Here is a 22,362-nt window from a genome sequence, read left to right on the forward strand (position 1 = left end):
AACCCTACCATGAAACAGGCGAAGGAATGAATTCTTCGCCTTTTTATTTAGTTCCTGCGTGTATTTGTTTGAATGAACTTGTGAATTCAGTCATATAAAGTTGTTTCGAGTGATCCATCAGCGTGGTAAACGGCTAGAATTCCGTTTTGGTCATTTACATACGGTTTGGCTTTCTCCAGTAGGTCATCCTTTCTCTCCTCCTTGAAAATTGCCCGTTCACCGTCTTCTTTCATTAGAATCCAATCTTCGTCACGTGCTTTCGCTTCATATTTCGTGCGGTCGGCACTGTCCCCATGCACGTATTCCCTTGCTTTTGCTGTAGCGATGGATATCGCTTTACCTTCATCGTTCCCTTCGCGAAGTAACGCATTCGCTATTTCAATTGCCTTATTCCTGACGTCTGGTTCCAGGTTCTTAAAAGAATCAGGATAATCACTTGTAGTCCAAGGCATTGGAAATCGCCTCCTTATGTTGACGATTCCCTTTTTCAATTTGCTTAAACGCCATTTATGAGGATTTCGTCCAAATGAATCGGCTGTGTTGTCGAAATATGTGCATTTCCCGGGAAATGTGTAAGAAGTGATGGGGGGCTGTCATAAATTGGTGGAAATGATAATTTTAAAAATACGCATTTACTAATTGAAAAAATGCTATTATAAAAAGAAATAGAATATAGAAACAGGAGTGAGAATATGTCTAGTGATTTCTATCAACTGATTGCCATTGTTGTGTATATGGTGGCGATGCTGTTCATCGGCTGGTATGCTTTCAGGAAAACGACGAATCTTAACGATTACATGCTCGGCGGACGTTCCCTCGGACCTGCCGTTACAGCGCTGAGCGCCGGTGCGGCAGATATGTCGGGTTGGCTGCTCATGGGGCTTCCGGGGGCCATTTATGCTGTAGGACTAACGGAAGCATGGATTGCCATCGGTTTGACGGTGGGCGCGTATTTAAACTGGCTTCTCGTTGCGCCAAGACTTCGTGTGTATACGCAAGTATCTAGCGACTCGATTACAATTCCGAGCTATTTGGAAAGCCGGCTGAAAGACAAGTCGCGACTACTTCGGATTGCGTCAGGTATTATCATCCTTGTATTCTTTACATTCTATGTTTCTTCAGGCATGGTTGCCGGCGGAAAGTTTTTCATGAGTTCATTTGGACTCGATTATCATTCCGGAATGCTGATTGTTTCCGCTGTCGTTGTCGCGTATACGCTATTCGGAGGATTCTTGGCCGTCAGCTATACCGATTTCGTACAAGGTCTCACGATGTTCTTCGCATTACTATTAGTTCCAATAATCGGTTTGACATTGACAGGCGGTTTTGCTGAAACTGCTGCAAGTATTAGAGAAGTGGATCCTGCCAGACTTAGCCTTATCAAAGGGGCAACTGTGGCGGGAGTTATTTCATCCGTTGCTTGGGGGCTCGGCTATTTCGGACAGCCGCACATCATCGTCCGTTTCATGGCAATCAAATCGGTCAAGGAGACGAAAAGTGCACGTCGGATCGGAATTGGTTGGATGGCGTTGAGCTTGTTCGGTGCAATCGCTACCGCGCTGGTGGGAATTGCTTATTTCCAGCAAAATGCTGGTGCCGAATTGGTCGATGAGGAAACGGTGTTCATCGCACTAGGGCAGATCATTTTCCACCCATTCATTGCAGGAATCATGCTTGCGGCGGTGCTTGCTGCTATTATGAGTACGATTTCTTCACAATTGATCGTCACTTCTTCTGCGCTTATCGAAGACTTGTATAAGGCGATCATCAAGTCGGATGCGACAGATAAACGATATGTCTTCCTCGGAAGGATGGCGGTTCTTGTCGTTTCATTAGTCGCGATGGCGCTCGCTTGGCCGAACAATGAATCGATCTTGAAACTTGTATCATTTGCATGGGCGGGCTTCGGCGGAGCATTCGGACCGATTATCTTGTTATCCCTTTATTGGCGCAAACTGACGGCAACTGGCGCATTATGGGGAATGATTGCAGGTGCGGTCACTGTCGGTATTTGGGGTACAATCGATGCGTTGTCTGATGCACTTTATGAAATCGTGCCGGGCTTCCTGATCTGCCTAGTCGTAACGTATTTCGTCAGCTTGCTGACGTATCGTCCGAACGCGGAAATCGATAAGGAATTCTACGACGCAACGGTTTTATTGAAAAAAGAAAGATAATGGAACGACCTCCAGCGAACGCCGCGGAGGTCGTCTTTTATTGGATATGGTAATCTATTCATAAGAGGGGGATGGATTGGATGAAACTGGACCATGTTGTTTATTTCACATCAAAAAGCCCTGAAGAAGTCGTCGAGGACCAAAGGAAAGCAGGAAGACAGGCGATTGTCGGTGGAAAGCATGAAAAATGGGGGACGCAGAACGCATTGCTGTATGTGAAGAATGCGTATGTGGAATGGTTATCCGTAGAACGCCCCGAGGTTTCAGAGCAAGTTGATCATCCATTGACTCGTCTTCTGCTTCATGATTTGAAGGAAAAGGATGGATGGGGTACGTTATGTTTATCCGTAACCGATATTGAGCAATTTAATGAGGATATTACAAACAAAGGGTTTGCGACTTCCGGCGTTTTGGATGCAGAGCGTCGGACTGCGAGTGGAGAGCTGAAGAAATGGAAAATGCTTTTTGTCGATCAGCCAGTTTCCGATGAGTTGCCTTATCCTTTTTTTATTGAATGGGAAACACCTGAGGAAATTCGTTTCGAGCAGTTGCGATCGGAAGGGGCATTGACTTCGGATAATGAAAAATTAGAAATCCGGGAGTGTGTTTTCGCGGTAGAAGATCCGCTCCGGGATACGGGTGAATGGGCAATCCTCTTATCACAAAAGGTCGGGGACTTGAACGATATTATGATCGGGGATATCCGGCTTCGGTTCATCGAACAAGAAAGCGGAAAGAATAGATTGCAGGAAGTCGTAATTCGGTAGATGGTAGGAAAGGGGTTTGCTTATGGAGATTTTAGTGGAATATGCAGTTCTTGTCGGCGTGCAGGAACAGAATAATGAGCATTTTGATTATGAGATGGAAGAGTTGCAGAATTTGGCGGAGGCTATCGATGTGCAAGTCGTCGGTACGGTAACGCAAAATTTGGAGCGAAGGCACCCGACCACGTATGTCGGAAAAGGGAAGATCGCAGAAATTAAGCGGTTTTACGAGGAGACGGATGCGAATCTGATCATTTTCAATGATGAGCTTTCCCCGTCCCAAATCCGTAACTTGGAACAGGAGCTGGAAGTGAAGGTCATTGACCGGACGATGCTCATCCTCGATATATTTGCGAGACGGGCACGGACGCATGAAGCGAGGATGCAAGTCGAGTTGGCCCAGCTTCAATATACGCTTCCAAGGCTCGTCGGTTTGCGTGCGTCTTTGAGCAGGCAAGGGGGCGGAACGGGTGGCGGCTTCCAGAACAAAGGGGCCGGGGAGACAAAGCTTGAGCTTGACCGTCGGAAAATCGAAGACCAGATTGCGAAGCTTCGGAAGGATCTAGAGCATGTACGCGATCGGCGTGATACACAGCGGAAGCAACGGAAGAAAAGCGGCATCCCTGTCGTATCGATCGTCGGCTATACGAATGCAGGCAAATCGACATTGATGAATGGGATGCTGCAAAAAATGGACGAGGATCATACGAAGCAAGTGTATGAGGAGAATATGCTCTTCGCGACGCTTGACACGTCGGTCCGACATTTGAAGTTTGCCGACAATAAGGAATTCCTCCTGACGGATACAGTCGGCTTCGTATCCAAGCTGCCCCATCACTTGATCAAAGCTTTCCGCTCCACGTTGGAAGAAGCGCGCGGGGCCGATCTCCTCCTGCATGTCGTTGACGTTTCAAATCCGGAATACCGTTACATGATGGAAGTGACGAATGAGACGCTGCATGACGTCGGCGTTGAAAATATTACGACCATCAACGTCTACAATAAAGCTGACCTTGCAGGGGTCCCTTATCCAAGAGAGACCGCAGATAGCGCTTGGATTTCAGCAAAAGAAGCGGAAAGCCTGGATGAATTGCTTGAATTAATTAAGAAAAAGATCTTTGAACAATACATCACGTGCAAGCTGCTCGTTCCGTTCGATCGTGGAGATATCGTTTCCTATTTGAATGACAAGGCGAATGTGAAGAAGACGGAGTACGAGGAAGAGGGTACGTTGATGACCGTCGAAATGGATGGTTCGGAGAGAATCAAGTTCGAAGAGTTCATCGTTAGTCACTAGAAATGCGGAAGGCGCTCGCCCAAATGCGACAGGCATAAGGCGAAGATGCGTCGTGGCGCTTTTTGCCACAGAGCAGATTTGACTTATGACCCGAGCAAGTCGAACTGCGCAGGGTTCGATTTGCCGTATTTCTGCGGTTTTTGCAGAAATTAAGGCATCTTACTAGCGCCTGAAGCTGGACATTAAACCAATAAACGAAAAAACCGTACCGTGTGACTCGAAAGTCGCCGGTACGGTTTTTATCTATAAAGAGAAAGGGGGGTGGGATAGTAGTAGTATCCCCCGGTTCTCAAAATGTTAAACCTCTTGGAATTGAATATTATGGAGGCGGGCAAAAATACCGCCTTTTCTTACTAACTCATCGTATTTTCCGTCTTCCGCAATTCCGTCCTCCGTCACGACAATGACTCTGTCCGCATCCCGGATTGTCGCCAATCGGTGCGCAATGACAAGTGTCGTCCGGTTTTCAGCAAGCTCATTCAACGATTGCTGGATGATGCGTTCCGTTTCCGTATCCAGGGCGGACGTAGCTTCATCCAAAATGAGGATCGGAGGATTCTTCAAGAACATCCGTGCAATCGCAAGCCGTTGCTTCTGGCCTCCGGATAATTTCAATCCGCGTTCACCGATTTGCGTTTCGTAGCCGTTCGGAAGCGAGGCGATGAACTCTTCTAAATGCGCCTTTTGAGCGGCTGCAAATACTTCTTCGTCCGATGCATCCAAATTTCCGTACGCGATGTTTTCCTTGATCGTCCCTGTGAATAAAAAGACGTCTTGCTGCACAATTCCGATTTGTGAACGCAACGACTGCTGCGTCATGTTCCGGATATCGATGCCATCGATTGAAATCGCTCCGGAATCGACATCATAAAACCGTGGGATAAGGGAGCAGATTGTTGTTTTCCCCGCACCCGATGGACCGACGAATGCAATCGTCTCACCGGATTTGATTGATAAATCAATACCTTTCAATACGTATTTATTATCATCGTATTGAAAATGGACATCGTCGAACAGAATATCACCGTGTAAGTGGCTGACTGACTTCGCCCCGTCACGATCTTTGATTTCCGGCTCCTGTTCAATCAAATCAAGGAACCTGCGGAATCCAGCCATCCCTTTCGGATACAGCTCCAGCAAGGCACTGATTTTATCGACAGGCTTGATAAGAATATTGACGAACAGAATGAATGCGACAAGATCCCCTATTGACAGTCGCTCATTGAAAGTGAACCATGCACCGACAACGAGGACGATCAATGTTACAAGCCTTGTCATCATAAACATGCTCGAATGCGTCCATGCCATGACGTTATAGGCGACGAGCTTAGCTAGCCTAAAGCTGCCATTGTCTTTTTTGAATCGCGAAATTTCGAATTCTTCGTTCGTGAACGATTTGACGACCCGCGCACCAGACACCGAATCCTCGACGCGTGCGTTGACATCCGCGATCTTCCCGTACATATTCTGCCACGCAGCATTCATTTTAATATTACAGAATGTCACGAGCACAACGAGGAGGGGCACCATGCAGATTGCGATGATGGCCAACTCGGGATTAATGTTAAACATGAGAATGAATGCCCCGATGATCGTCATGACCGCAATGAAAGCATCCTCAGGCCCGTGATGGGCGAGCTCTCCAATATCAAACAGGTCATTCGTAATCCGGCTCATCACATGTCCCGTTTTTGTGTTATCGAAGAAACGGAAAGACTGCCGGTGGACATGATTGAACAGTTGCTGTCTCATATCCGTCTCAATGTTGATGCCGAGCTTATGTCCTAAATAACTGACGATATATTGGAGGAATGTGCTTACTAGGTAGACGATCAGTAGCAGGATGCTCGTCGTAACGATCATCCCCCAATCTCCGGAAGGCAGGAGCTTGTCGATAAACCATTGGACAGCCATCGGAAATGCCAACTCTAGCAGAGCAACGAATATGGCGCTTGAAAAGTCGATGATGAAAAGCCTTTTATGCGGCTTATAATAAGATGCGAATTTTTTGAGCATAGTATGATGTCCTTTCTGTCATTCCCAGTCATTATAGCGGATTTCATTCAAAAGGGACATTAAAACATGAGGATTCAAAATAGCTGCAGCGAGTGAGAAAAGGCACAGAGGATTCCTGTAGTAGGAAAGATTCAAATTATAGGAATTGCATTAAATGATGGAACCCTTTTCCTTTTATACCGTATGATTAGATGTGACATAAAGAGAAACAAAGAGAGGAAGCGAGACAAATGAAAAAATGGTTAAAGGGTCTTGGTGTCGGTGTGCTAGCACTTGGATTGGCGGCTTGCGGATCTGCGGCAGAGCCAAAAAAGGATGCAGGAACCGGTGAAAAAGTCGAGCTTGAAAATAAAAGTGAGATGACGGCGCAAGAAGTATATAGCAAAGCGATGGAAGTATCGGCAGAGCAAAAGAGCATGCATGCTGTAATGGATATCGATCAAAAGATTTCGATGCCAAGTCAAGAAGTTGAAATGGATTCCAAAATTAAAATGGACATGGACATCATCGTCGAACCTATGGCAATGCACCAAAACATGAAGATGGATATGGGCGAGATGGGCAAAATGGACATGGAGCTGTACATGAGTGAGTCAGGTTTCTTCATGAATGATCCTGAGTCTGGTCAATGGATTAAAATGCCTAAGGATATGTATGATGAAATGATGGCGCAAATGGGCGGCGAAACAGATCCAACATTGGATATGAAAATGTTCAATGAATTCAAGGACGATTTTAAGTTCGAACAGACTGATGATGAGTACATCTTGACGCTCTCTGCTTCCGGCGATAAGTTCAGCGGCCTCATGAAAGAATTGATGGGATCGTCTCTTCCAGCAGATATGACTGAGGAAGAATCTGAGCTACTTGAAAATATAGATGTGAAAAGCTTGGAAGTTATCCTGTACATTGACAAGGAAACGTTCTATACGAATGCGTTCGATCTGGACATGGATATGACGATGAAAATCGAAGAGGAAGAAATGCGCATCGTTCAAAAGATGAAATCCGTCATTACGAAAATTAATGAGATCGATGAAATTGTCGTTCCTCAAGAAGTGATTGACGAAGCGGTTGATTTGGAAGAATTGATGCAACAAGGACAAGATCAAGAGTAATAACACGCAAGCGGTCATGAACAGTTGGATTCAACTGTTCATGACCGCTTTTTTTGATGCGAACAACTGACTATCATCTTGTAATCTCACAACTGATAATCATTTTCAATTATCATTTGACTCTTAATTCACAACTGCTATAATTGGGTTAGTGGCTAACTGATAATCGTTTTCACTAGTGAGATTCTCAGTTAGATCGCTAATATTCGATATCGGAGCTCTTTCTTCATGAAGAAACGTTATTTGTTCATTGCACTACTTATACTCTCATTCCTGTCGTTATTCGTTGGAGTGAGCTCGATTAAACCGTTGGACCTCCTCGATTTCAAATCGGAGGAGACTGAAATTTTCCTCATCAGCCGCGTGCCTAGACTTGTGGCGATTTTACTCGCCGGGGCAGGGATGAGCATTGCGGGTCTGATCATGCAGCAACTAAGCCGGAATAAATTCGTGTCGCCAACGACCGCAGGGACACTCGATGCCACCCGGTTAGGCATTTTAGTCTCAATGTTATTGTTCACCAATGCATCAACGATCGAGAAGATGATTGTCGCGTTTGCGTTCGCGCTTGCGGGCACATTGCTATTCATGCAGATTCTTGATCGGATCAAGTTCAAGGATGCGATTTTCATTCCGCTCGTCGGGCTGATGTTCGGAAACATCCTATCATCTATCACAACATTCTTCGCTTATAAGTCGAACGTAATCCAAAACATGTCGGCGTGGCTGCAAGGTGACTTCTCGATGATCATGAAAGGGCGGTACGAACTTCTTTACATAAGCATCCCTGTGCTGATCATCACGTACTTGTACGCCAACCGGTTCACGGTGGCGGGAATGGGTGAGGATTTTTCGAGAAACTTGGGTCTTGCGTATAAGCGGATTGTCAATATCGGTCTTATCTTGGTTGCACTCGTTACGACAACGGTCATTTTGACGGTCGGGATGATTCCGTTTCTCGGTTTGATTATCCCAAATATCGTATCGATCTTCCATGGGGATCATTTGAAGAAGACTTTGCCGCACACTGCTTTGTTAGGTGCAATCTTCCTTCTGATTTGTGATATTTTAGGCAGGGTTCTCATTTACCCTTATGAAATTTCCATCAGTCTGATGGTCGGAGTCATTGGAAGCGGTATCTTCCTCTACTTGCTGTTTAGGAGGAAGGCATATGCGTAATTCTACGAAATTGATCATCTTGTCAGTGTTTGCCGCTGTGTTCTGTGCCTTGTATTTATTCCAAGGGTTAAATGGCAGTTTTGACTATGCGCTTCCCCGTCGCGGCATCAAAGTGATTGCGATGGCGTTGACTGGCGTGGCAATCGCGTATTCGACGGTCATCTTCCAGACAATTACACATAATCGGATCTTGACCCCAAGTATAATGGGATTGGATTCCTTGTATTTATTGCTCCAGACGGTCGTCATCTTCTTTCTGGGCTCAAACCATATTACAATCGTCAACAAGCATGTGAATTTCATTTTATCCGTTTCGACGATGGTTGTTTTCGCGCTCATTTTGTACCGCTTCCTCTTCAAAAGGGGCGGGCAGCCGATTTACTTCCTATTGCTAGTCGGAATTATCGTCGGCACATTTTTCGGAAGCATATCAACATTTCTTCAAGTGCTGATTGATCCGAATGAATTTATGCGGGTGCAGGACAAAATGTTCGCGAGCTTCAACAATGTGAGCGGGGAACTGGTTTGGTGGGCGCTTGGAATCGTTATTCTTACGTTCATCATCGGCTGGAAATCATTCAATGATCTCGATGTACTGTCACTCGGAAGGGATACGGCCATCAACCTCGGCGTTTCCTATGATCGGGTCGTCAAATTGATGTTGGTCATATCTGCAATTTTGATATCCGTTTCTACGGCGCTTGTCGGGCCAATCACTTTTTTTGGTTTGATTGTAGCCAACTTAGCTTATCAATTCTTCAAAACATATAAGCACTCGATTCTTATTGCGGGCGCTTCCGTCATGAGCATCATTGCACTCGTCGGAGGGCAGTGGGTCGTGGAGCGTATCTTCACATTCTCGACGACGCTCAGTGTCATCATCAACTTTGTCGGCGGTGTATATTTCATCTATCTACTATTAAAGGAGAGTCGATCCTCATGATCCAAGTCCGTGAGTTGTCAAAGTTCTATGGAAAAAAAGCGGTCGTTGAAAAGGTGAACGTCAATATCCATCGTGGGAAGATCACTTCATTCATCGGACCGAACGGCGCGGGGAAATCGACGCTGCTTTCAATGGTGAGCCGACTGATTGACGCAGACACAGGCGAAGTGCTTGTGGATGATCACCTAGTGAATAAAATGAAATCCAATGAATTTTCAAAGCGTGTATCCATTTTGAAACAATCCAACTTCATGAATGTACGTCTGACAATCCGTGAATTGGTTTCGTTCGGACGTTTCCCGTACTCCAGAGGGAAACTCAACTCGGAGGATCTGCGGATCATCGAGCAGGCAATGGAGTATATGGGTCTGATGGAAATGCAGCATGAATATATGGATGAACTATCTGGCGGTCAGCGCCAACGGGCTTTCATTGCGATGGTCATCGCCCAAGATACCGATTATATTCTATTGGATGAACCATTGAATAACTTGGACATGAAGCATTCAGTCCAGATTATGAAGATCTTGCGCAGATTGGTTGATGATCTAGGGAAGACAGTCGTCATCGTGCTTCACGACATCAACTTCGCATCTGTCTATTCCGATCGAATCGTCGCCTTGAAAGACGGGCGTGTCGTGAAAGATGGTCTGACGAACGAAATCATCAACTCGGATGCTTTGAAGGAAATTTACGACATGGATATTCCTATTAAACAAATGAATAATTGCCGAATTTGTGTGTATTTTAACTCTTAAAAACAAAAGGATGGTATTGATGAAAAAACTTACAATGGCGCTATTGCTTGCAGCTATTATGATTGTGGTTGCGGCTTGCGGTACGAAAGAAAAAGAAGTAGGCAAAACATCAGGAACCGATACAAATAAAGCAGGCGAAACAATCTCCATCGAGCATGAACTAAGCGACAAAGCTGTAGAAATCAAGAAAAACCCCGAGAAAGTCGTCGTTTTCGACTTTGGTACACTTGATACGATGGATGCACTCGGAATTGAAGTGGCAGGCCTTCCAAGAGCGAACGTTCCAGGATACCTTTCGAAATACGATGATGATAAATATGTGAACCTTGGAAGCTTGAAAGAGCCTGATTTTGAAGCGCTTCACGCAATGAAGCCTGACGTTATCTTCATTTCATCACGCCAAGCGGATCTGTACGATCAATTCGCTGAAATTGCTCCGACGATTTATGTCGGCTTGGATTATGCGCATTATATGGATTCATTCAAACATAATGCTGAAATGATCGGGGAAATCTTCGGCAAGGAAGATGCAGTGAAGTCAGAGCTAGCTGACATCGATGAAAAAATCGCTGGTATTCATGAAAAGGCATCTTCAAATGGTTCAAAAGCGCTTCTTGTACTTGCGAGCGAAGGCAAAGTGAGTGCATATGGTCCGAATTCGCGTTTTGGTTTGATCCATGACGTATTGGGCTATAAAGCAGCAGACGAGAAGATCGAAGTTTCTACGCACGGACAAAATATCTCTTTTGAATACATCGTTGAGAAAAACCCTGATGTTCTATTCGTTATCGACCGTGACGCTGCAATCGGCAACGGCGCTAGCGCAAAAGACTCTGTGGAAAACGATCTTGTGAAAAAGACTAACGCGTATAAGAACAATAAAATCGTCTACTTGAACGGGGAGTACTGGTACCTGTCGGGTGGCGGATTGCTTTCCATGAAAGAGATGATCGAAGAGGTTCAAGCGGGTCTTTGAGTAAAACAGGCCTGTTCACTTATTGAGTGAACAGGCCTGTTTTTTGTTATTATAAAAGTAAAACATGACTCGGGGTGAAAGTATGGGGAAGCCCGTGATGGTACAGGCTGATGAATTCCTGCATGACGGGAATGTCGACATGAGAAGTGGGGATATTAAACACGACGGTGATGTACGAATCGCGCAGGACGTGGAAAACTCCATGTTCGTCGGGGCTACAGGGAAGGTTTTCATTTGCGGAGCAGTACGGAAAGCGACTATTGAAGCGGGAACGTCCGCCATCATCGAAGGGAATGTCCTTTCCTCGACCGTGACAGTCGGGATGCAGGAAGTGTTGGAAGAAGCGCTGGCGGAGCAATTGAGCGGACTTCTTTCCTATTTGGAGAAGATAAAGGATACGATCCTTCAAATCATCCAAATTAGAGGCGTCAAGCCGGAAGAAGTTGATGCCAGTGAATTGAAAGAACTTGTATTGGTCATTCTGAAAGAGAAATACTTGGAGTTTCAACACGATAAAAATGAATTCATTCAAAAAGCGAAGAACCATTCCACCGAATTATCATCTGAATGGGAACCGGTCATCGAAAAACTGTATAACGTCTTTACGGATACATCGATGACAGTTGTCCGGAATGCGGAGGAGTTTTCAAAACTATTGAAGGAGGCGCACGCGCTGGTAGAGCAATACTCCGCAGGTGGAAGCGGTTGCTCTTTGCTAAGGATTCCATACGCCATCAACAGTGCGCTGTCTTGCAATGGGACGATCGAAGTGACCGACTCCGGACTGTACAATTGCTCCGTGAGCGCTAAGAAGCATGTTTCCGTCGAAGGCTGCTGCCGTGGCGGCGTCATTACTGCGGGTGAAAAAGTATCCATCAAGGAGACCGGTTCCACGAAAGGCGTCAAAACAGTCGTCAAGACGGAGAGCGGCGGTACGATTACAATCGGGCTTGCTCGCTGCGGGACCGAGATTTGGATAGGAGACACTGTCCATCATATTGACACGGATACATTAGGGGTCTATGCACGCATCGTTGACGGGCAATTCGTGATGAATTAAAAAAAGTTCTTGTGATTAGCAGTTGCTCAGGAGTATAATGACAAGTGTCAAGACACCAAAACTATACAACGAGGGGCAGACTACTTGTGAACAATAAAACGGGCGGGATTTCCCGCAATAAATTACTCGTAATTTCTGGGACAGGTTGGATGTTCGATGCAATGGACGTCGGAATCCTTTCATTCGTCATTGCGGCCATCTCGGTAGAATGGCATTTGTCGACAACGGAAATGGGCTGGATCGGGAGCGTGAACTCGATCGGCATGGCGGTCGGGGCATTTGGTTTCGGCTTGCTCGCGGATCGGATTGGAAGGAAAAATGTCTTCATGATGACGCTTGTACTCTTTTCATTGGCAAGCGGATTATCTGCGCTGACGACAACATTGACAGTCTTCCTCATTTTGCGTTTCTTCGTAGGAGCGGGTCTCGGCGGGGAACTCCCAGTCGCATCGACGCTCGTGTCGGAAAGTGTTGCGGCAAAAGAACGAGGTCGCGTCGTTGTCCTTTTGGAAAGCTTCTGGGCAGCGGGCTGGCTCATCGCAGCGTTGCTGGCATACTTCATCATCCCGGAATACGGCTGGCGGATTGCTTTGATCCTAACAGCACTCCCTGCATTTTACGCCATCTATTTACGGCGGAATTTGCCTGACTCCCCGAAATTCGAAAGGGAAGGGGAACCGAAACAGTCCTTCAGCGACAAGCTAAAGCTTATCTGGTCCAAGCCATACGCGCGTAGAACGACGATGCTTTGGATCGTCTGGTTCACCGTCGTGTTCTCCTATTACGGCATGTTCCTTTGGCTGCCGAGCGTCATGGTCATGAAAGGGTTCGATATGATCCACAGCTTCAAATATGTGCTGATCATGACACTCGCGCAATTGCCTGGCTACTTCACAGCTGCCTGGCTCATTGAAAGGGCGGGACGCAAATTCGTGCTGTCGACGTACTTGATCGGGACAGCTGTGAGCGCGCTTCTGTTTGGAAACGCGGAATCGCTTACAATGCTCCTTATTTCCGGCGCACTTCTTTCATTCTTCAACTTAGGGGCATGGGGTGCACTGTACGCCTATTCGCCGGAACAATATCCGACTGCCGTCCGGGCGACAGGATCAGGAATGGCGGCAGCAGCCGGTAGAATCGGCGGCATCTTCGGTCCGTTGCTCGTCGGCTCCCTGTTAACTGCAGGCTACGGCTTTGGATTGATCTTCGGCATTTTCTGCGGCGCCATCATCATCGGCGTCCTGGCTGTTTTATTGTTAGGGACCGAAACGAAACAACTGGAATTGGAATAAACAACAGGGACTGCTACTTGGCAGTCCTTTTTGTATGGATTGCGTGGAAGCCGTATGTTTGCGGGTGATCCATGAAGGTTATACAAGGACAGAGTGAAGATACATAGAATATGGATCAAGTTAGAATAGGAGAGATGGAAACGTGGAGAAAAAGCTACAACTACTCATTTTCGCGCTTGTGATCGTATTGGGGCTAGCTGCTTGCGGGAATGATAAGGGCAGCGACTCAGCGAATACAACTGCAGACAGTGAAACCGAGACGAAGACAGAAGAGGCGGAAGGCGCTGACTCGAATGCCAAAGAGGATGAAGCAGGCGAGGAAACAGCAGATGACGCAGAAGCCGAAAGCAATCTTCAAAACGACCAAACTATCGGCTTGTCGATGGATGAATTCAAGGACAAGTTCAATGAACATGCCGCTGCGCAAGGGTTGGATTACAAAATCGAGAAATTTGAGTGGCTCGACCAGGAAGACGGCACGCAAACGGCAACCATTGAATTGCATGATGACCTAAGGATCAACGGATTGTCGACAGGTAAAGAGGATGAGCTGAAAGCGATCCTGCTTGAAGTCGAAGGATTCGAATCGCGGCAAACCGCTTTCGACATTGTCAATGTCATTATCAAATCAGTTGGCAACGTGGCGGACGAAGATGCGAAAACAATCATGAACGAACTAGGACTGAAAGACCCGAACGAAGACGGCAATGACACAGAAACCTACGTCGACCATAACGGCCTGAAGTATCTCCTGATCAACGAACGGTCGAATTACTTCGAGTTTGGTATCGCGAACCAAAACGACCCTGATCTCATCGCTGACTAATATCCTTGCTGACGACCTCTCATCCAGGGTCGTCAGTTTTTTATTTTGGAATCGCGTCATGGGGAGTTGAGGAATGGCAGACCCTCCGCATACAAAACCTATAGGTGCGCCCAATAATAGACGTTCCGCACCCAAGGAACGGCGTCACGCGCCCAAGTTCGCCTGCCTCTCTGGGAAGTTTCAACTTAATGAAACTTCCATTCGGCTCCATACGTAATTAGACGTATAAAGAGAGGGGATGTTGGTATGTCAGTCAAAGAGTTTACAGTGAGTATCACTCCAACGGAAGCAGCTGATATCATTCAAACGGAAATATTGCGGGGGAGCATCAGCGGCACATTGGTGGATCATTACGTGAGGACAGCCGGTTTGTCGGAAGTCCATGTTTTGATTATGGAGAAATACTATATGCGCTCGCATAATCGTGCGTCCGTCACTGCCACGATTGATAATTTCGAAGGGACAACACGTGTCCATGTCGTGGCGGCGGGCAGCTCGGAGGGTGTGTTCTTCCGATTTGATTGGGGAGCGGGCAATAGTTTTGCGACAAGCGTGGAGCGGGCGCTGGAGGAACATATCGTTGGGGGCGAGTGAATTGATTCAAGAGGTAATGAAATACTATTTTACAGAACCGGTTACACGGCACGAAATTCTACGGGACAAAGAAAGACTTGTTGCGGAAGTGGAAGTGGACGGGGAGATGTATTATCTAAAGGGTGAGAAACAGCCGGTAGCATTTATCGAGAAAATTATCGAATTCACCATACTTATGAATGATGCGGGTTTGCCCTTTATCGTGCCTGAAAAAACAATAATAGGTAATCGGTATGTTGAGCATGGAGGTTTGCTGTTTATCCTCGAAAAAAAGGGGTTTGGGGAAGAGATAAAACATCTCCGTTTGTCACATAGTAGAGAGATTGGAAAATTGCTCGGCAAACAGCATGCCATTTCTTCAACGACAGATTTTCGCTTCGGAACAGGAACGAGTTGGGGCATGTTCGGCGGGAATGAAACCGATGCAATTGGCGATTATGATGAAAATGAATTAAGTTATTTGGCTCTCATAAGGGAAATTGAGAAAGAGGGAACTTTTAAGATAGAGCTAGACACGGTAAAAGAACTGTATCTAAGTAGAAGATCGAAGTTGAAAGAAGTGTGGAGTTCGCTTCCGTCTGGCCCGGTTCAAGGGGACCTATGTCCTTATAATCTTTTATTCCAACAAGATGAAATTTCTGCAGTCTTTGATTACGACATTGCCGGGGATGAAGTCCTGCTAAATGAGTGCATAGGCGTTGCTGTTTTCTTGGCATGGCACCATGACTTCGAGGGAACTGAAACGCCGGAAGAGCACTATCATGCATACATAGAGGCCTATGAAGCAGAAAGACCTTTATCCGATGGCGAACGGGAGATGATCCCACATCTATTCGCAATCATCCGCGCATTTCGATATGATCGGATAGAAGAAGGAATTGACAAGATTAAACAAGGTGATGGCAAAGCGTTCATAGATGAAACAATAATGTTACTGCAAGGCTGAAAGGGAGTGTGCTGATGTTTCGAATACCTGAGTCAATTGCTGAACTTGGCAAGGAGCGGATCAAAGGATTTCCGGTAGAAGGATTTGTCTATGGGGAAGGCCCGCAAAAGCCAGAGCTTATGCTAATTGGCGAAGCGCCAGGGGAATTTGAGGCTGTTGATGGAATTCCTTTCATCGGCAGGGCTGGCAAGGAATTGATGAAGTCGCTCGATTCAATTGGATTGACGCGTGATGATGTTTATATGACGAGCACGGTCCGCAGCAGGCCGTACAAATGGGGAGAAAAGCGGGAGCGGGACGGCACGATGACGAAGCGGAAATACAATCGGCCGCCGACCGCGAAAGAGATTTTGGCGCATGCTCCGGTGCTCGATTATGAGATAGCAAATATTGAGCCGAAACTGATTGTAGCGCTCGGGAATGTCGGCCTGCAAAGGTTGATCGGTAAAGCGGCGAAAGTGACGGAGCTGCATGGCCAGTTGCTGGAACGGCCTGTACGGTTTCTACCGGATCTCGAGAGTACGACGTTCGAGTGGACGGATAAGGTGTATCGGATTGTGCCAACATTCCATCCAGCGGCGGTCTTTTACCGTCCGTCGCATAGGCCGGATCTAGATGCGGATTGGCTGAAGATTGGAGAGTTCCTGGAGGATTTGCGGAATGAATGAAAAATCATATAAACGGATTCTCATAATCGGATGCAGCGGTGCGGGGAAATCGACGTTATCGGTCGAGCTGGCGAACCGGTTGCAATTGCCCGCCCTTCATTTAGATGCACTTTTTTGGAATGAAGGATGGGTACCTACGCCGAAGCCGGAATTTAGGGAAAAACTTCAAAGTGAATTAGAGAAGCCCGCATGGATCATCGATGGAAACTTCAACTCCACGATTGAGATGCGGGCTCAATATGCTGACCTGATCGTCTTCCTCGACTTCCCGAACTGGCTATGCCTAATGCGGGTTTTCAAGAGGAGATGGATGTATCGGGGGAAAACGCGCCCGGATATGGCGGAAGGCTGTCCGGAGAAGGTTGATTGGGAGTTTGTGAAGTTCATATGGACGTATCCGAAGAAGCGGCCAGGTGTTTTTCAAATGCTTGAGCGGAGCGATGCGGAAGTGTTAATTTTAAAGTCTCCGCGGGAAGTGGAGAATTGGTTGGCGGCATTGAGCAAGGGGGATATGGATTGAATAAGAGATGGTGGATGGGCTTACTTGTTGTCGTAGGGTTGATTTTTGCACAGGTATTTTTCCCGTATTCGGTTTTCAGCGTCTATCAATCAGTTTCAGTCAGTACGGAACTTCCTATTTTGCAAGATTACAAAATGAAATTATATGAATTTAAGAAGATGGATGAAGAGAATGAAGGAAAGGATCCGGAAGGCTATTCGATGGATCATGTAAAGTACGCTACAAAACACATTCTCGAAACGTATGAAATGGATATGATGACGACTTCTAGATCGAGTATTGGTAAAGGTGACTTGAATATTATTTTAGAAGACCTTAGATTCTTGCAGGACAGGGTATTGTCTATCACTTTTGAGGAGCCACATTCATCAGAATCCAGAAAGTATCTATATGCGACTTTGCGATGGATTCAAGCAGCTGAGGAGGAGATTGTCAGGATAAAAAGCTCTCCTCCTTCGAGGTTCCACTTAATCCATCGACTAGAAGAAATTCAAAATGACATTAGAAAGAGCTTCGATATGTATACGGAATTTTATAATGCTTATTATTGGTATGAGGGAGAATAGAGCGTCTGCAAATTTTATGCGTGATTGTAGACGTTTATGAGCTTTTAGAAGGGGATATGCGTGAATTTTAGAGTTTATGCGCGATAATTAGGATTTATGCGTTTCTGGATGAATTTATGCGTAAGTGGAGAGAGAAAAGGGTGAGTAGATGGAAAGTGAATTGAAAACGAAAGGTTCGATGAAGGAATTCATCGGTTTATTGCGCCAGCTGAAGTGGCCGAAGGGGAAGACGGCGCTTGCGCTTGTGCTTGCGTTATTTTCGACGGCGGCGAGTTTGGCGGTGCCGTTAGTGACGAGGGAGCTTGTCGATTCCTTGACGGGTGCCTCTTTTAATTGGAGTACGGCCGTGTTCTTGTTTGCGGTTTTCATTCTGCAAGCAGTATTAGGCGGTGTTTCGTATTATTTGTTGGCGTTCATCGGCGAGACGATTGTGGCTGACTTGCGGAATAAGTTATGGTACAAAGTGCTGCGGCTCCCGGTTTCCTATTACGATGAGAATGAAACCGGTGAGACAATGAGCCGGATTACGCAGGATACGACGATGCTGAAGCAATTGGTGTCAGATCATCTCGTGTCGTTCATTACGGGTATCATTTCGATTATCGGTGCAGTTGCAATTCTTCTGTATTTGGATTGGAAGATGACGTTGATCATGTTGATCAGCATACCGGTTAGTATGGCAATCATCTTTCCGCTTGGCCGGATTATGCATAAAATCGCAAAGGCGACGCAAGGGGAGATGGCGAAGTTCTCGGGCCATCTTGGCAGGGTGCTTGGCGATATCAGGTTAGTGAAGGCTTACCGGGCGGAGCCGAATGAAGGGGAGAAGGGTGGGAAAGCGATCAGCTCGCTGTTTTCATTCGGATTGAAAGAGGCGAAGATACAGGCAATCATTTCGCCTGTCATGACGCTCGTGATGATGAGTATTTTAGTCGTGATCCTTGGTTATGGAGGCGCGCAAGTTTCAAAAGGCGTGTTGTCCGCGGGGACGCTTGTCGCTATCATTTTTCTGATGTTCCAAATTATCATGCCGTTTGCGCAGATGGCTCAAGTATTTACGATTTTCCAGAAGGCTGTCGGGGCGACTGAACGGATTCAGCAGATGTTAGGAATGGATAGCGAACCTTCTAAAGGCTCTACGAATGTGCCGGATGGAAGCATCAAGTTTGAATCGGTCGGCTTTTCATATGAAAGCGGAAAAGAGGTTCTGGAGGGAGTTTCATTCCAGGCAAACCCAGGGATGGTGACTGCATTTGTCGGTCCGAGCGGCGGAGGGAAGACGACGATTTTCTCGTTGATCGAACGTTTTTATTTGCCGACGGTGGGTGAGATTTCGATTGGCGGTATGCCAATTTCAGAAATTGCATTGTCCGATTGGCGGAAACGGATTGGCTATGTGTCGCAGGAAAGTCCGTTGTTGAGTGGGACGATTTTGGATAATATCGCTTATGGGTTGGAAATTCGTCCTTCAATGGAAGAGGTGCGGAAGGCTGCGGAGGCGGCGAACGCCCTTCAATTTATTGAAGCGATGTCCGACGGTTTTGAAACGCTCGTCGGAGAGAGGGGAATGAAGCTCTCAGGAGGCCAGCGTCAGCGGATTGCGATTGCGCGTGCGTTATTGCATAATCCGGAGATTCTCTTACTAGACGAAGCGACGTCCAATTTGGACAGCGGTTCGGAGACGCATGTACAGGAAGCGCTGCAGCGGCTCATGGAAGGGCGGACGACGCTCATCATCGCGCATCGGTTGTCGACGGTGGTTGACGCGGATCAGCTCATTTTCCTAGAGGCGGGCCGCATTACGGGAATTGGCACGCATGAGGAATTAATTAAGTCCCACCCGTTGTATCGGGAGTTTGCGGAAGGGCAAGGATTGTCGTGAAAGTATCATAGTTGCAACATTAGGGGATAAATAAGGTTGAAGAACATTAGCGGAGGAAAATTGAAATGGCAGCCAAGAAATCGCTGGCGGATTATCAAAGAGAATATGAGGACATCATCTTTGCAGACCGGCCAAAAAGGGATATGCTGTTGGCCGGTTTAATGACGGAGATGAAAAAGCAATTCAAGATCCCTATGCCACGAAATAAAGACTGGGAAAGAGAGAACCCGGAAATTGCAGCGATGTACAGGAAGTTATTGATAACAAGATCACTGTAAAATAACGGAGAGATTCGAACGTGAGGAGGATTCGGATGTACAAGCCGATTGATAAATCATTTTTTGAACCGCATGTGCTGGAGCTGGCGCATAACCTTGTCGGGCAATATATTGTGCATGAGCATCCGGATGGCGTGATTGCTGCAAGGATCGTGGAGACGGAAGCGTATCAAGGACCTGAGGATCGAGCCGCCCATAGTTTCGGGAACCGGCGGACGAAACGGACGGAGATCATGTTCGGCGCGCCAGGGCTTGTGTATACGTATCAAATGCACACACATACGTTGATGAATGTCGTGAGTGGCCCCATAGGAACACCGCATGCCGTACTCATCCGTGCAGCGGAACCGGTTGATGGGCTTGAGTTGATGCAGGACAACCGCGGTCCGCATTTGAAGATGAAGGACTGGACGAATGGTCCAGGCAAGCTGTCGAAAGCACTCGGCGTCTCGATGAAGTATTACGGACATCATTGGGCGGACGAGCCGCTGTTCATTGCCGAAGGGCCGGGAGCAGTCGAGATTGAAACGGGTCCCCGTGTCGGAATCGGGAATTCCGGTGAAGCTGTCCATTATCCTTGGAGATTCTTTGAAAAGGATAATCCTTACGTCTCAAAGTATCGCCCTTAAGTTTAGCTGCCCTCCAGTGTGGAATAGTAGTAAGGGTAGAAACAAGAAAGGATGATAGACTATGGCTAAAATTGCTACGGTAATCACGAATCTATTCGAAGACTCGGAGTACACGGAGCCGGCGAAGGCGTTCGAGGAAGCTGGACATGAAGTCGTCACGATCGAGAAGGAAGCCGGCAAGGAAGTGAAAGGCAAGCAAGGGGAGTCAACAGTCAAAGTAGACCTCGGAATCGGCGATGCTTCGCCTGAAGACTTCGATGCTCTGTTCATTCCAGGTGGATTTTCACCGGATCAGCTGCGTGCGGATGACCGCTTCGTCCAATTCGCGAAAGCGTTCATGGACGCTAAGAAACCGGTTTTCGCCATCTGCCATGGACCTCAGCTGCTGATTACGGCAAAGACGTTGGAAGGCCGCGACGCGACGGGATACAAATCCATAAAAGTCGATATGGAATATGCAGGCGTGAACTATGCGGATAAGGAAGTCGTCGTTTGCCAGAATCAATTGGTCACAAGCCGGACGCCAGACGATTTGCCGGCATTCATCCGGGAATCAACTAAATTACTAGCAAAATAATAATCGATAACAGGACCGTTCCTTAACTGGGACGGTTCTTTTTTGTCAAATAACGGAATATAAAAATAAAGAAAAATATTTTATTGAACTGAGGTGAATACCGTGTTAAATTAAAACAATACAAATCTCTTCATGTTGAGAAGTCGGATTATTTGGCCTATGAAAGGTTTTTTTACGGGGATTTCGAGGGGGAAAATAGTATGAAAAAGATACTGAAAATGGGAAGTGCTTTCATCGGAATCATCGTCGGTGCCGGCTTTGCTTCAGGGCAGGAAATACTGCTGTACTTTACGAGTTTTGGATTCATGGGAATTGTTGCAGCAGTTATATCCACAATTCTATTTGCTTATTTGGGAATGGTGTTAACGAGGATTGGAAGCCGGATGCGTACGACTTCCCATAAGGAAGTCATCTACAAAATCAGTGGACGGTACGTTGGAATAATTGTCGACTTCGTCATTATTTTTACGCTATTCGGTACAGGCGTCGTCATGTTGGCAGGGGCGGGTTCCAATCTGAATCAACAATTTGGATTGCACCCCATCGTAGGAACGATCGTAATGGTGCTCCTTGTCTATTTGACGATCTTGCTGAATGTCGATAAAGTTGTTGCCGTTATCGGGAGTATTACGCCATTTCTGATTTTGGCGGTCGTTATCATTTCAGTTTATTCATTGGCGACGATGGATCAGCCGTTCAGCTCTTTGAATCAAACAGCTATCGCTCTGGAGACGCCGTTGCCAAACTGGTTTTTTTCCGCCATTAACTACGTATCCTTCAACATTACTGTAGGTGCTTCAATGGCTTTGGTTATGGGTGGAGCCGAGAAGGATGAAAAATCCGCTGCAATTGGCGGTTTGGTTGGCGGGTTAGGATTGGGGATTCTAATTATCCTGAGCCATTTGGCCATTTTCTCCAAAGTGGATGTTGTAGGGGATGCAGACCTGCCGATGCTTGCCATCATCAATGATATTTCCCCTATACTTGGGACTTTCATGGCGTTCATTCTTTATGGAATGATTTTCAATACGGCTGTTAGTATGTTTTATGCTTTCGGTGCGAGGTTCGTCAAGATTGACACGGATAAATTCAGGGTTTTCGTCTTGATTACATTGGTTGTCGGATTTGCACTGAGCTTCCGAGGCTTTAAGGAGTTGGTCGGCGATTTCTATCCGATTGTCGGGTATTCCGGTCTATTCCTCGTAGGGGCGCTCATTGTTGCGTCATTCAGGCTTCCGTCGATACTGCGTAGATAATCGTAAAAGCGCGTTTCTCTCGTTTGAGAGACACGCGCTT

23 protein-coding genes are annotated in these 22,362 nt (G+C 46.6%); 21 read left to right on the forward strand and 2 right to left on the reverse strand.

Annotated features, from left to right (window positions below; all coding sequences use genetic code 11):
* Positions 1–86 precede the first annotated feature (86 nt).
* Positions 87–452, reverse strand: a complete 366-nt coding sequence (locus OC538_RS13160) for a hypothetical protein (protein ID WP_262176089.1) — start codon at positions 450–452, stop codon at positions 87–89.
* A gap of 240 nt (positions 453–692) precedes the next feature.
* On the opposite strand from OC538_RS13160, the gene putP reads away from it, so the two are divergent.
* The 3 genes from putP to hflX all read left to right on the forward strand — a co-directional run bounded on the left by putP (position 693) and on the right by hflX (position 4,238).
* Positions 693–2,177 carry a sodium/proline symporter PutP gene (putP, locus tag OC538_RS13165; protein ID WP_251699496.1) on the forward strand — a complete coding sequence of 495 codons (1,485 nt, stop codon included), beginning with the start codon at positions 693–695 and terminating at the stop codon, positions 2,175–2,177.
* A gap of 80 nt (positions 2,178–2,257) precedes the next feature.
* Positions 2,258–2,944, forward strand: coding sequence for a VOC family protein (locus OC538_RS13170; protein ID WP_262176094.1), 687 nt, complete (start codon positions 2,258–2,260; stop codon positions 2,942–2,944).
* Positions 2,945–2,966: 22 nt separating this feature from the next.
* Positions 2,967–4,238: a GTPase HflX gene (gene hflX, locus OC538_RS13175; RefSeq protein WP_251699493.1), complete on the forward strand. Its 1,272-nt coding sequence runs from the start codon at positions 2,967–2,969 to the stop codon at positions 4,236–4,238.
* A gap of 297 nt (positions 4,239–4,535) precedes the next feature.
* On the opposite strand, the gene OC538_RS13180 is transcribed toward hflX, so the two are convergent.
* Positions 4,536–6,254 carry an ABC transporter ATP-binding protein gene (locus OC538_RS13180; RefSeq protein ID WP_262176098.1) on the reverse strand — a complete coding sequence of 573 codons (1,719 nt, stop codon included), beginning with the start codon at positions 6,252–6,254 and terminating at the stop codon, positions 4,536–4,538.
* 230 nt (positions 6,255–6,484) lie between these two features.
* Between OC538_RS13180 and OC538_RS13185 the strand changes: the two genes are divergently transcribed.
* The 18 genes from OC538_RS13185 (at position 6,485) to OC538_RS13270 (ending at position 22,322) form a co-directional block, all read left to right on the forward strand.
* Positions 6,485–7,372 carry a DUF6612 family protein gene (locus OC538_RS13185; protein ID WP_262176102.1) on the forward strand — a complete coding sequence of 296 codons (888 nt, stop codon included), beginning with the start codon at positions 6,485–6,487 and terminating at the stop codon, positions 7,370–7,372.
* Positions 7,373–7,600: 228 nt separating this feature from the next.
* Positions 7,601–8,551: an ABC transporter permease gene (locus OC538_RS13190; RefSeq protein ID WP_251695392.1), complete on the forward strand. Its 951-nt coding sequence runs from the start codon at positions 7,601–7,603 to the stop codon at positions 8,549–8,551.
* Positions 8,544–9,494: an iron chelate uptake ABC transporter family permease subunit gene (locus OC538_RS13195; protein WP_251695391.1), complete on the forward strand. Its 951-nt coding sequence runs from the start codon at positions 8,544–8,546 to the stop codon at positions 9,492–9,494. The genes OC538_RS13190 and OC538_RS13195 overlap by 8 nt, the downstream gene beginning before the upstream one ends.
* Positions 9,491–10,252, forward strand: coding sequence for an ABC transporter ATP-binding protein (locus OC538_RS13200; protein ID WP_251695390.1), 762 nt, complete (start codon positions 9,491–9,493; stop codon positions 10,250–10,252). Before OC538_RS13195 ends, OC538_RS13200 begins: the two co-directional genes overlap by 4 nt.
* A gap of 19 nt (positions 10,253–10,271) precedes the next feature.
* Positions 10,272–11,228: a siderophore ABC transporter substrate-binding protein gene (locus tag OC538_RS13205; protein WP_251695389.1), complete on the forward strand. Its 957-nt coding sequence runs from the start codon at positions 10,272–10,274 to the stop codon at positions 11,226–11,228.
* An 82-nt stretch (positions 11,229–11,310) separates the two neighbouring features.
* Positions 11,311–12,288 (forward strand): FapA family protein, encoded by a 978-nt coding sequence (locus tag OC538_RS13210; RefSeq protein WP_262176111.1) that lies wholly within the window; start codon positions 11,311–11,313, stop codon positions 12,286–12,288.
* A gap of 149 nt (positions 12,289–12,437) precedes the next feature.
* Positions 12,438–13,580 (forward strand): MFS transporter, encoded by a 1,143-nt coding sequence (locus tag OC538_RS13215; protein WP_262177804.1) that lies wholly within the window; start codon positions 12,438–12,440, stop codon positions 13,578–13,580.
* A 142-nt stretch (positions 13,581–13,722) separates the two neighbouring features.
* Positions 13,723–14,406: a hypothetical protein gene (locus OC538_RS13220; protein ID WP_262176114.1), complete on the forward strand. Its 684-nt coding sequence runs from the start codon at positions 13,723–13,725 to the stop codon at positions 14,404–14,406.
* Positions 14,407–14,652: 246 nt separating this feature from the next.
* A complete protein-coding gene (locus OC538_RS13225) occupies positions 14,653–15,000 on the forward strand; it encodes a DUF6054 family protein (protein WP_251695386.1) in 348 nt (115 codons plus the stop codon).
* A 1-nt stretch (position 15,001) separates the two neighbouring features.
* Positions 15,002–15,946: a phosphotransferase enzyme family protein gene (locus OC538_RS13230; RefSeq protein WP_262176118.1), complete on the forward strand. Its 945-nt coding sequence runs from the start codon at positions 15,002–15,004 to the stop codon at positions 15,944–15,946.
* A gap of 14 nt (positions 15,947–15,960) precedes the next feature.
* The gene (locus OC538_RS13235) at positions 15,961–16,614 is read left to right on the forward strand and encodes a uracil-DNA glycosylase (RefSeq protein ID WP_262176122.1); all 654 of its coding nucleotides are present in this window, start codon (positions 15,961–15,963) and stop codon (positions 16,612–16,614) included.
* Positions 16,607–17,134: an AAA family ATPase gene (locus OC538_RS13240; protein WP_262176126.1), complete on the forward strand. Its 528-nt coding sequence runs from the start codon at positions 16,607–16,609 to the stop codon at positions 17,132–17,134. Before OC538_RS13235 ends, OC538_RS13240 begins: the two co-directional genes overlap by 8 nt.
* The gene (locus OC538_RS13245) at positions 17,131–17,700 is read left to right on the forward strand and encodes a hypothetical protein (protein ID WP_262176129.1); all 570 of its coding nucleotides are present in this window, start codon (positions 17,131–17,133) and stop codon (positions 17,698–17,700) included. The genes OC538_RS13240 and OC538_RS13245 overlap by 4 nt, the downstream gene beginning before the upstream one ends.
* Before the next feature lie 148 nt (positions 17,701–17,848).
* Entirely contained in the window at positions 17,849–19,582 is a 1,734-nt protein-coding gene (locus OC538_RS13250; protein WP_262176131.1) for an ABC transporter ATP-binding protein, read from the forward strand.
* A 65-nt stretch (positions 19,583–19,647) separates the two neighbouring features.
* Complete coding sequence (locus OC538_RS13255) at positions 19,648–19,860, forward strand: hypothetical protein (protein WP_251695380.1); 213 nt, start codon at positions 19,648–19,650, stop codon at positions 19,858–19,860.
* Positions 19,861–19,895: 35 nt separating this feature from the next.
* Positions 19,896–20,489 (forward strand): DNA-3-methyladenine glycosylase, encoded by a 594-nt coding sequence (locus tag OC538_RS13260; RefSeq protein WP_262176135.1) that lies wholly within the window; start codon positions 19,896–19,898, stop codon positions 20,487–20,489.
* Positions 20,490–20,550: 61 nt separating this feature from the next.
* Complete coding sequence (locus OC538_RS13265; protein WP_262176138.1) at positions 20,551–21,066, forward strand: type 1 glutamine amidotransferase domain-containing protein; 516 nt, start codon at positions 20,551–20,553, stop codon at positions 21,064–21,066.
* Between the two features lie 200 nt (positions 21,067–21,266).
* The gene (locus OC538_RS13270; RefSeq protein ID WP_262176141.1) at positions 21,267–22,322 is read left to right on the forward strand and encodes a hypothetical protein; all 1,056 of its coding nucleotides are present in this window, start codon (positions 21,267–21,269) and stop codon (positions 22,320–22,322) included.
* Positions 22,323–22,362 lie beyond the last annotated feature (40 nt).

The sequence above is a fragment of the Saccharococcus sp. Marseille-Q5394 genome, assembly GCF_946901335.1.
Classification (GTDB): Bacteria; Bacillota; Bacilli; order Bacillales_A; family Planococcaceae; genus Sporosarcina; species Sporosarcina luteola_C.